The sequence below is a fragment of the Phenylobacterium aquaticum genome (genome assembly GCF_947378715.1).
Taxonomy (GTDB): domain Bacteria; phylum Pseudomonadota; class Alphaproteobacteria; order Caulobacterales; family Caulobacteraceae; genus Phenylobacterium; species Phenylobacterium aquaticum_A.
Window position 1 is genome coordinate 1 of record NZ_CANCLE010000150.1, and the last position, 9,554, is coordinate 9,554.

Consider the following 9,554-nt stretch of genomic DNA (forward strand, 5'->3'; position numbering starts at 1 on the left):
AAGCGCGCGCTCGACGTTGTGATCTCCGGCCTGCTGCTGGTCGTGCTGGCGCCGCTGCTGCTGCTGATCTCGCTCCTGGTGGTCACCACTTCGGAGGGTCCGCTCTTCTATGTCTGTCATTGGGTGGGGCAGGGGGAGCGGCGCTTCTCGGGCCTCAAGTTCCGCACCATGGTGACCAATGCCGACGCCCTGGAGGCCCAGCTGGCCGCCCATAACGAGATGACCGGCCCGGCCTTCAAGATGACCAATGATCCGCGCGTGACCCCATTGGGCCGGGTCTTGCGCCGCTACAGCCTCGATGAGCTGCCGCAGCTGTGGAACGTGCTCAAGGGCGACATCAGCCTGGTCGGGCCCCGGGCGCCGCGCGAGCACGAGTTCGCCCAGTTCAGCGAGTTCCAGAAGCAGAAGCTGACCGTCCAGCCCGGCATCACCTGCCTGTGGCAGGTCGAGGGCCGCCATCGGATCAGCGACTATGACCGCTGGGTGGAGATGGATCTCGACTATATCCGCCGCTGGAGCCTGTGGCTGGACCTGCAGATCCTGGCCAAGACCGCCGTGGTCGTCGTCAAGGGGACCGGGGTATGAGCCCGCCGATCGTCATCAGCGTCGTGGTGCTGAGCTATGACCGCGTGCATCTGCTCGAACGCGCCCTGACCTCGGGCCTGCGTCAGCAGGCGCCGGCCGGCGGCGGCTTCGAGTTCATCGTGGTCGACAATCACCCCGACCGCCTGGCCGAGGGGCTGGTCGCCCGGCTGGCCGCCCAAAGCGCCGTGCCCCTGACCTATCTCAGTGATCCCCGCCGCAATATCTCGGTGGTGCGCAACAAGGGCATAGCGGCGGCCAAGGGGACCTATGTCGCCTTTTTCGACGACGACGAGGCGCCGGACGACCTCTGGCTCTGCGAACTGCATGCCTGCCTGGAGCGCACCGGCGCCGATGTCGCCTTCGGGCCGAAGCTGCCGCTGTTCGAGGCGGGCAAGGCGCCCGACTGGGACCCGGAGGCCTGGCTCTATACGCTGGACTTCCGCATGGCGGCCGACGCGCCGATCCAGATGTTCGGCAGGCTGCGGCGCAAGGGCACGGGCCTGGGCAGCGGTAACGCGGCCTTCCGGGTCGCGACCTGCTTCGACATCGCCGAGCCGTTCAGCGTGGCCTTCGGCGACGCCAATGGCGAGGACACCCACCTGCTGTTCCGCCTGGCCCTGGCGGGGCGCAAGTTCGTCTGGTGCCCGACCGCCATCGTCCGCGAGTTCATCGAGACCGAGCGGACCAACCCCGACTACATGGTCACCCGCATGAAACGCGGGTCGCAGCACTACGCCGCCTCGCGGATCAACACCTCCGACACGCCCAAGATCACCCAGCTGAAGGTCGCGGCCCTGGGCCTGGCCCAGTTCAGCGTCCACGCCGGCCTGTTCCTGCTGAGCGGCGAGTTCCTGGGACGGCGTCGCTATGACCACCGCATCGGCATGGCCAAGGGCCTGGGCAAGCTGACCTACCGCGCCCCGATCGGCTTCATCCAGGAGAAGGCGGCGTGAGCCGACCGGACGTCTCCATCGTCGTGGCGACCTATAATCGGCCCGGCTTGCTGGCCAATACCCTGAGGTCATGCCTGGCCCAGACCAATCGCCTCGGGCTCTCCCTCGAACTGGTGGTGATCGACAACCATCCGTCCTTGAACGGCCGGCCGGTGGTCGCGGAGCTGGCGGCGACCGCCCCGTTCCCCATGCGCTATGTCGCCGAGGGCACGCGCAACATGTCGACCCTGCGCAATCGCGGCTTTTCGGAAGCGGCGGGGCGTTTCGTGGCTTTCATCGATGATGACGAGGTCGCCGATCCCGACTGGCTGGACGAGCTGGTCAGCGCCGCGCGGGACCGGGACGCCGAAATCGCGGTCGGGCCCCGCCTGGCGATCTTCGAGGCCGGCCATCCGCCCGCCTATGATCCGCAGGGCGCCCAGTTCGCCCGCGACCTGCATCTGCCCGACCACGCCCTGGTCGATCTGACCGCCGCCTCGGGCAAGCCGCGCTATGGGCTGGGCACCGGCAATTCCCTGTTCGACATGGAACGCTGCTTCCCGAACGGCGAGGCGCCCATGCGGCTCGCGTTCGGCGATGCGGGCGGCGAGGACGCCGAGCTGTTCGTCCGCCTGCACCGCGAGGGCCGCCGCATCGTCTGGGCCGCCAAGGCGCAGGTCACCGAGATCGTGCCCGTCCACCGCACCGAGGTCGCCTACCGGCTGATCCGCACCCGTCGCGAGACCCAGCACTATGTCAGCATCTATATCGACGGCGCCCGCCACAAGCGGCTGGCCTGGGCGATCCTGACCGCCAAGGGGATCCTTCAGCTGGCGGCTGGCGCGGTGATCGCCACAGCCCTGTTCGAATTTGGGTCAACCACCCGGGCGCGGGGCCGTCTCACAATGGCCCACGGTCTCGGCAAGCTTTCGTGGAAAAATCCCGTGGGCTACATCCAGGAGCCGAACAATCCCGCCTAATGGGCCGATTTTCGCGCTCTGGTTGGCGAAGTAATACTTTGATAACTTTGATTATTGCTCAAACTACTGTTGGCGTAAGCATTGCTACACTCGAATGGCATAGCCTGAGAGCTAAGTTAATCGAGGTTAAGATGTTTCAGCGCCTAGAAATCGCCAATGACGCGGCGCCCGTTCCGGCCCGGGGCGAGATCAAGCTCTACGGGGACGGCGCCGCGCTGTCCGACTTCTCCCGCCTCTACGCCGACGGCGTGGTCTCGGGCTTCACCACAAATCCGAGCCTGATGCGTCGGGCCGGGGTGACGGACTATGAGGCCTATGCCCGCGAGCTCATCGCCATGGTCCCGGACATGCCGATCTCCTTCGAGGTGATCGCCGATGAGTTTCCGGAGATGCAGCGCCAGGCCGAACTGATCGCCTCCTGGGGCCCGAACGTCTACATCAAGATCCCGATCACCAACACGCGCCGGCAATCGAGCCTGCCCCTGGTGAAGACCTTGTCGCGCAAGGGCGTGAAGCTGAACGTCACCGCGATCCTCACCCTGGAACAGGTGGCGGGCACGGTCGAGGCGCTCGACGCCAAGACCCCGGCGGTGATCTCGATCTTCGCAGGCCGCATCGCCGACACCGGCCTCGATCCCATGCCGATCATGCGCGCCGCCGTCGCCATGGCCGCCCGCCGCCCGCTGGCCGAGGTGCTCTGGGCCTCGACCCGCGAGGTGCTGAATGTCCATCAGGCCCGCGAATGCGGCTGCCAGATCATCACCGCCACCTCCGACATCCTGAAGAAGCTGGACCTGGCCGGTAAGGACCTGGCCGACCTGTCGCTGGAGACGGTGGCGATGTTCGACGCCGACGCCAAGGCGGCGGGCTACAGCCTCTAGGACGGATCGATGAAAGCCCTGGTCCTGGCCGCTGGCCTCGGGAGCCGGATTCGCGGCGTGGCGGGCGACAAGCCCAAGCCGCTGTTGAAGTTCGGCGACCGATCGATCCTGGCGCACAATCTGCGCTGGCTGGCGGCGTCGGGCGTCACCGAGGTGTGGATCAATCTGCACTACGGCGCCCAGATGATCCGCGAGGAGATCGGCGACGGCGCGGCCTTCCGCCTGCGCATCCGCTATGTCTATGAGCCGGAGCTGCTCGGCACCGCCGGCGCCCTGGGCAATATCGCCGATGTGGTCACCGAGACCATGCTGGTGGTCTATGGCGACAGCGTCGTGCGCTTCGATCTCGCGGCCCTGCTGGCGGCGCATCGCGGCGCTGACGCCCAGGCCACCGTCGCCCTGTTCGACCAGGACCGGCACTTCAACACCGGCATCGCCGGCGGACGGGTGCGGGTGGACGCGGCGGGCGCCATCACCGATTTCGTGGAGGGGCCGAGCGCCGGCGCCCTGTCGAGCCTGGTCAATGCCGGGGTCTATGCGGTCGAGCCCGCCGTGCTGGACCTGATCCCGCGCGGCGCCTTCGCCGATTTCGGCCGCGACGTCTTCCCGGCCATGCTGGCGGAGGGCCGTCCCCTGCGCGGCCATATTCTCGACGCCCAGGGCTATTGCCTGGGCCTCGACACCCCCGAAAGCTACGCCGCCGGCCAGAAGCTGCTGGCCGAAGGCCGACTGGCGGCCGCATGAGCCTGCGCCCCGCCATCTTCCTGGACCGCGACGGGGTCCTGAACGAGATCGTCGAGCGTGACGGCAAGCCTGCCTCGCCGCGCACGCCGCAGGAGTTGGCCGTCGTCGCCGAGGCGCCCGATGCGCTCGCGGCGCTCCGTGACATGGGGTTCGCCCTGTTCGTGGTGACCAACCAGCCTGACGTCCGCCGCGGTCTGATGACCGACGCGGCGCTGGACGCCATCCACGCCAAGCTGACTTCGATCCTGAAGGTGGAGGAGGTCGCGGCCTGTCGGCACGACAACGCCGACGCCTGCGCCTGCCGCAAACCCAAGCCCGGCCTGATCCTGGACCTGGCCGCGCGCCACGGGATCGACGTGTCCCGCTCGTGGATGATCGGCGACCAGGATCGCGATGTCGCCTGTGGCCAGGCCGCCGGCTGCGCGACCCTGCTGCTTTCCCGACCCTATAATTCCGGCGCGAACGCCGGGGCGACCGGCACGATCGAAAGCTTGTCGCAAGCTATCCCTGTTATCGCCAAGACCTGCGCCCCAGCCCTGATGAACGGAACCCGCCGTGTTTACTGAACACTTCCTCGACGCCGCCCAGCGCGCCATGGCCGCCATCGACCCCAACGCCGTGGAAGCCATGGCCGAGGCCCTGGCGAAGGTGCGCGATCGAGAGGGACGGCTGTTCCTGATCGGGGTCGGCGGCAGCGCCGGCCACGCCAGCCACGCCACCAACGACTTCCGCAAGATCTGCGGCTTCGAGGCCTATTGCCCAACCGACAATGTCTCCGAGCTTACCGCCCGGATCAATGACGAGGGGTGGGAAGGCAGCTTCTCGGCCTGGCTGGAGGGCAGCCGCCTGCGGGCGGCTGACGGCCTGCTGATCTTCTCGGTCGGCGGCGGCAGCGTCTCGCCGCCGGTCTCGGCCAATATTGTCCGCGCCATTCAGCTGGCCAAGGCGCGCGGCGCCACGGTGACCGGCATCGTCGGCCGCGACGGCGGCTATACGGCCCAGGCGGCCGACGCCTGCGTGGTGATCCCGACCGTGGACGCCGAACTGATCACGCCCCTGGTCGAGGGCCTGGCGGCGGTGGTCTGGCACGGGCTGGTCTCGCACCCCAAGCTCGCCATGAACAAGGGCCACTGGGAACAGCTGGCCGCCGGGACCAAGACCGCGCCGCAGGCGGCGGAGTAGGCCCCATGATCTCGACCCGCACCCCGCTGCGCGTGACCCTGGGCGGGGGCGGCACGGATCTGGAGAGCTATTACCGCCATGGCGGCGGCTTCATCTTCGCCATGGGCCTGGACAAGTACATCCACATCGCCGCCCACCGGCCGGCGTTCCAGAGCGGCGTGGTGCTGCACGGGCCCGAGGCTGAGGTGCGCGAACGCACGGATGACCTGAAGCACGAGCTGGTCCGCGCGGCGCTCAAGGCGCATGGCATTGACGACCGGTTCGAGGCCGCCTCGATCGGCGATATCGCCGGCGGCACCGGCCTGGGCTCGTCGAGCTGCTTCCTGGTCGGCTTCCTCAGCGCCCTGCACGCGCTCAACGGCCATACACCCGACCGCCAGGCCCTGGCGGAGGAGGCCTGCCGCATTGAGATCGAGACCCTGGCCAAGGGGATCGGCAAGCAGGACCAGTACATGGCCGCCTTCGGCGGTCTGACCACGCTGGACATCGCCCCTGACGGCACGGTGAAGGTGGGGCAAGTGAAACTTGCACCCGAGGTCGAGGCGGCCTTCGTGCGCCATACCCATATCTATTACACCGGCCTGCGCCGCGACGCGGCCGTGATCCTGAACGACCAGAACAGCGCCATGCTGTCGGCCGCCGCACCCTCGCGGGACGCCGTCGCCGAGAGCCTGGGCTCCATCAAGGCCCTGGGCTACCGGATCCGCGACGCCTGGATCGCCGGCGACCTGGAGGGCTGGGGCCACATGCTGCACGAGCATTGGGTCTCGAAGAAGAAGCTGTCGGCCAAGATCAGCTGGCCGCATATCGACGAGCTCTATGACCATGTCCGTGCCCACCATGGCGTGCTGGGCGGCAAGGTGATCGGCGCCGGCGGCGGGGGCTTCCTGATGCTGTTCGATCCCAGCGACGGAACGAAGCTGGAGGCCTATATGGCCAGCCAGAACATGCCGCGCCTGAACTATCAGATCGACCGGGCAGGAGCCCAGGTCCTGGGCGCCGCAGCCTGATGCACGCCGCCCGCCTGATCACCGATCTCGGCGACCTGTTTCCAGCCACGGCGGTCGCCGCCGTAGTCTTCGCTTGGTGCTGGGCCAGGCTCGACCGGCCGACCGCCATGACCTTCGCGATCTGTTTCGTGGGCACGGCGGTGGTCGATACGGTCCTCAAGATCGGCGCCGGCCAGGTGTTTCCCTATCCGGACGAGCTTAGTCTCTTCCAGTTCTCCAGCGGAGCGCCCAGCGGCCACGCCGCCCTGGCCACCGTGGTCTATGGCGCCGCGATCCTGCTGTTCGCCCTGACCTGTCGGGGCGCTGTGGCGGCCTTGGGCGTGGTGGTGACGACCCTGGCGCTGCTGGCGGTGCTGGTCACCCGGGTGACCCTGCGCACCCACACCATCCCGGACGTGGCGGCCGGAGTCGCCGTGGCGGCGGGGTTCCTGTTCCTGTTCGACCGGGTCCGGGCCCGGCGCGGCCACCCCCGGGGCGAGGGCGCGGCCAGCCTGCTGACCGGCATGGTCCTGGCCGGCGCGTTCGCGCTACTCTCCGGCGTGCGGATCTCAAGCGACATGTTCCTATGAGCGCCCTGCCATGACCCCCATGCTTGATCGCCGCAAGCTGGACACGGGCCTGTTCGACGCCCGCCTGTTCGACGTCCGGTCCCGCGCGCCTCTGCGCCTGGGCCTGGCCGGGGGCGGCACGGACCTGTCGCCCTATTGCGACCAGTTCGGCGGCGCGGTGCTGAACGCCACCATCGACCGCTTCGCCTTCGCCCATGTCACCCGCAATCCGGAGGGTCGCATCGCCTTCCGCGCCAGCGATATCGGCGGCGAGGAGTCCTACGCCAGTTTCGATGAGGTGAGCCTTGCGAGCGGTCTGATCCTGCACAAGGCGGTCTATCGCCACGTGGTGGAGACCTATCTCGACGGTCGCGCGCCGCCCCTGATCGTCTCGACCACCATCGACGCCCCGGCCGGCTCCGGCCTGGGGTCGTCCTCGGCCCTGGTCGTGGCCCTGATCGAGGCCTTCCGCGTCGCCCTCGACCTGCCGCTCGGCCCCTATGAGGTGGCCCGACTGGCCTTCGACATCGAGCGGGTGAAGCTGGGCCTGGCCGGCGGGCGGCAGGACCAATATGCGGCGACCTTTGGCGGCTTCAACTATATCGAATTCCTGCCCGGCGAGCGGACCCTGGTGAACCCGCTGCGCGCGCCTCGCGCTCATCTGAACGAGTTCGAGAGTTCGCTGGTGATCTGCTTCTCCGGCCAATCCCGCCGCTCCGACACCATCATCCAGGAACAGATCGATGGCCTGGTGGCGATGAATCCCGAGACGGTGGAAAACATGCACCGCCTGAAGGAGGATGCGGCCTTGATGAAGGACGCGATCCTGCGGGGCCGCACCCGCGAGGTGGCCGAGATCCTGCTCCGGTCCTGGGCCGCCAAGAAGCGCACCGCCAAGGGGATCGCCACCGACACGGTCGATCGCCTCTTCGAACTGGCCATGGCCCATGGCGCCTGGGGCGGCAAGGTGTCCGGCGCGGGGGGCGGGGGCTTTCTGATGTTCTGCACCGACCCGGAAAACCGCTTCCGCCTGATCCAGACCTTGAACGCCGCCGGCGGCCAGGCGAGTTCGGTCAAGCTGACCTTCGACGGCGCCGAGGCCTGGACGGTTCCCCGGTGAGCGTCACCCAGTGCGTGCTGCTGGTCGGCGGCATGGGGACCCGCCTGGGCGACCTGACCGCCCAGACGCCGAAGCCGATGCTATCCGTGGCCGGCAAGCCCTTCCTGGAGCACCTGCTGGTCAAGGCCGCCCGGCATGGCTTCACCGAGGTCCTGCTGCTGGCCGGCTTTCGCGCCGACGTGCTGGTCGATTGGCTGACGCAGTGCCAGGTCGGCGCCCGGCTTGGCCTGCGGATCGAGGTCGTCGTCGAAGCCGAACCCATGGGCACGGGCGGGGCCCTGGTCCAGGCCCGGGATCGGCTCGCGCCGACCTTCCTGCTCGCCAATGGCGACACCTGGTTCGATTTCGACTGGCGAGCCCTGGCCGATCACACCGATGTCCCGGCGGTGATGGCTCTGCGCGAGATCGCCGTCGCGGATCGCTATGAGACGGCGGTGCTGGAGGCCGGCCGCGTCGTCAGGTTCCGACCGCGCACCGGGGAGGCCAGTCCGGGCCTGATCAATGGCGGCGTCTATCGGATCAGCCGCGCGGCCCTGCCGGACCTGCCAGGCGCCTGGTCGCTGGAGGCGGATTTCCTGCCGCGCGCGGCCCTGGCCGGTGAACTGGGCGGCCAGGTCTTCGCGGGCGATTTCATCGATATCGGCGTGCCGGAAAGCCTCGCCGGCGCCCAGGTGCTGCTGGCCCGCTGAGGGGGGATCGAGGCTCCGCCTTGACCTCGCCGTCTTCGAGCCGGATCAGGGGGTCTGGCGAGGACGAGACCGCTATGAGCGCACGCCGCGATCGACATTCGGACCGACCGGCTCCTCGCGCCTGGGGCGGCGCTGTTCTCGCCGTGGCGCTGGGCGTCGCGGCCGGTCCGGCCGCCGCCGCAAACATCAAGGTGACCGTCGACCTGACCCCGGCCGGTCTGCGCAATGTGACCTCGCCGGACCAGGCGATGGGGGCGGGGATCGACGGCGCTCAGGAAGGGGATATCGACCGGCTGTTCGCCGGCCACAACATCGCCAGCATGCGCTCGGCCGGCCTGCGGCCCCTGACCTACAGGCTGAGGACCGAACTCGGCATTGAGGCCTGGCACTGGGGCGAGGAGGGGACCTGGAGCGATCCGGCCCATGCCCAGGGCTATTGGGTCGGGAACGACCGCCAGACCAGGCCGATCCTGACCTCCTGGGGCTACAAGCTGCCGCGCCGGGGCGACACCGTCGATAACGCCAACAATGTCGACTATTCCCGGCTGACCGATGGCGACCTGGCCACCTTCTGGAAATCCAACCCCTATCTCGATCCCAGCTACACCGGCGAGGCCCAGGCCCGGCCGCAGTGGCTGACCCTGACCCTCGACGCGCCGGCCCAGGTCGACGGGGTCGAGATCGACTGGGGCGAACCCTATGCGGTCCGCTACGAGGTCCAGTACTGGTCCTCGCTCAGCGACTATGACCCGGCCGGCCGTTGGGTGACTTTCCCGACGGGCGCGATCTCCGACGGCGCCGGCGGCCATGTCCGGCTGAGGCTGGGCGCGGCGCCAGGGTCGGTGCGCTACCTGCGCATCCTGCTGCAAACGGCGTCGGGCAC

12 protein-coding genes are annotated in these 9,554 nt (G+C 68.6%); all 12 read left to right on the forward strand.

Annotated elements, in window-relative coordinates:
- Positions 1–585 (forward strand): sugar transferase (locus Q7P21_RS16490; RefSeq protein WP_304177961.1); only part of this gene is annotated, 585 nt, incomplete at its 5' end.
- Positions 582–1,538: a glycosyltransferase family 2 protein gene (locus tag Q7P21_RS16495; protein ID WP_304177962.1), complete on the forward strand. Its 957-nt coding sequence runs from the start codon at positions 582–584 to the stop codon at positions 1,536–1,538. The genes Q7P21_RS16490 and Q7P21_RS16495, both read left to right, overlap by 4 nt.
- A complete protein-coding gene (locus Q7P21_RS16500; protein ID WP_304177963.1) occupies positions 1,535–2,497 on the forward strand; it encodes a glycosyltransferase family 2 protein in 963 nt (320 codons plus the stop codon). Before Q7P21_RS16495 ends, Q7P21_RS16500 begins: the two co-directional genes overlap by 4 nt.
- A gap of 131 nt (positions 2,498–2,628) precedes the next feature.
- Positions 2,629–3,378: a transaldolase gene (locus Q7P21_RS16505; RefSeq protein WP_304172180.1), complete on the forward strand. Its 750-nt coding sequence runs from the start codon at positions 2,629–2,631 to the stop codon at positions 3,376–3,378.
- Positions 3,379–3,387: 9 nt separating this feature from the next.
- On the forward strand, positions 3,388–4,122 hold the full coding sequence (locus Q7P21_RS16510) for a nucleotidyltransferase family protein (RefSeq protein WP_304172178.1): 735 nt from the start codon (positions 3,388–3,390) through the stop codon (positions 4,120–4,122).
- Entirely contained in the window at positions 4,119–4,688 is a 570-nt protein-coding gene (locus Q7P21_RS16515) for an HAD family hydrolase (RefSeq protein ID WP_304172176.1), read from the forward strand. Before Q7P21_RS16510 ends, Q7P21_RS16515 begins: the two co-directional genes overlap by 4 nt.
- Entirely contained in the window at positions 4,678–5,304 is a 627-nt protein-coding gene (locus tag Q7P21_RS16520; protein ID WP_304177964.1) for an SIS domain-containing protein, read from the forward strand. Before Q7P21_RS16515 ends, Q7P21_RS16520 begins: the two co-directional genes overlap by 11 nt.
- Positions 5,305–5,309: 5 nt before the next feature.
- Positions 5,310–6,314 (forward strand): hypothetical protein, encoded by a 1,005-nt coding sequence (locus Q7P21_RS16525; protein WP_304171046.1) that lies wholly within the window; start codon positions 5,310–5,312, stop codon positions 6,312–6,314.
- On the forward strand, positions 6,314–6,883 hold the full coding sequence (locus Q7P21_RS16530) for a phosphatase PAP2 family protein (protein ID WP_304171048.1): 570 nt from the start codon (positions 6,314–6,316) through the stop codon (positions 6,881–6,883). Before Q7P21_RS16525 ends, Q7P21_RS16530 begins: the two co-directional genes overlap by 1 nt.
- A 10-nt stretch (positions 6,884–6,893) precedes the next feature.
- Positions 6,894–7,982, forward strand: a complete 1,089-nt coding sequence (locus Q7P21_RS16535; RefSeq protein ID WP_304177965.1) for a dehydrogenase — start codon at positions 6,894–6,896, stop codon at positions 7,980–7,982.
- Positions 7,979–8,671, forward strand: a complete 693-nt coding sequence (locus Q7P21_RS16540) for a sugar phosphate nucleotidyltransferase (protein WP_304177968.1) — start codon at positions 7,979–7,981, stop codon at positions 8,669–8,671. The genes Q7P21_RS16535 and Q7P21_RS16540 overlap by 4 nt, the downstream gene beginning before the upstream one ends.
- Positions 8,672–8,745: 74 nt before the next feature.
- The coding region (locus tag Q7P21_RS16545) for a discoidin domain-containing protein (protein ID WP_304177969.1) at positions 8,746–9,554 on the forward strand (809 nt) is incomplete at its 3' end.

Coding starts and splice junctions, on each gene's coding strand:
- Q7P21_RS16495 (WP_304177962.1), top strand. CDS start 582: ATGAGCCCGCCGATCGTCATCAGCGTCGTGGTGCTGAGCTATGACCGC.
- Q7P21_RS16530 (WP_304171048.1), top strand. CDS start 6,314: ATGCACGCCGCCCGCCTGATCACCGATCTCGGCGACCTGTTTCCAGCC.
- Q7P21_RS16535 (WP_304177965.1), top strand. CDS start 6,894: ATGACCCCCATGCTTGATCGCCGCAAGCTGGACACGGGCCTGTTCGAC.
- Q7P21_RS16525 (WP_304171046.1), top strand. CDS start 5,310: ATGATCTCGACCCGCACCCCGCTGCGCGTGACCCTGGGCGGGGGCGGC.
- Q7P21_RS16505 (WP_304172180.1), top strand. CDS start 2,629: ATGTTTCAGCGCCTAGAAATCGCCAATGACGCGGCGCCCGTTCCGGCC.
- Q7P21_RS16510 (WP_304172178.1), top strand. CDS start 3,388: ATGAAAGCCCTGGTCCTGGCCGCTGGCCTCGGGAGCCGGATTCGCGGC.
- Q7P21_RS16515 (WP_304172176.1), top strand. CDS start 4,119: ATGAGCCTGCGCCCCGCCATCTTCCTGGACCGCGACGGGGTCCTGAAC.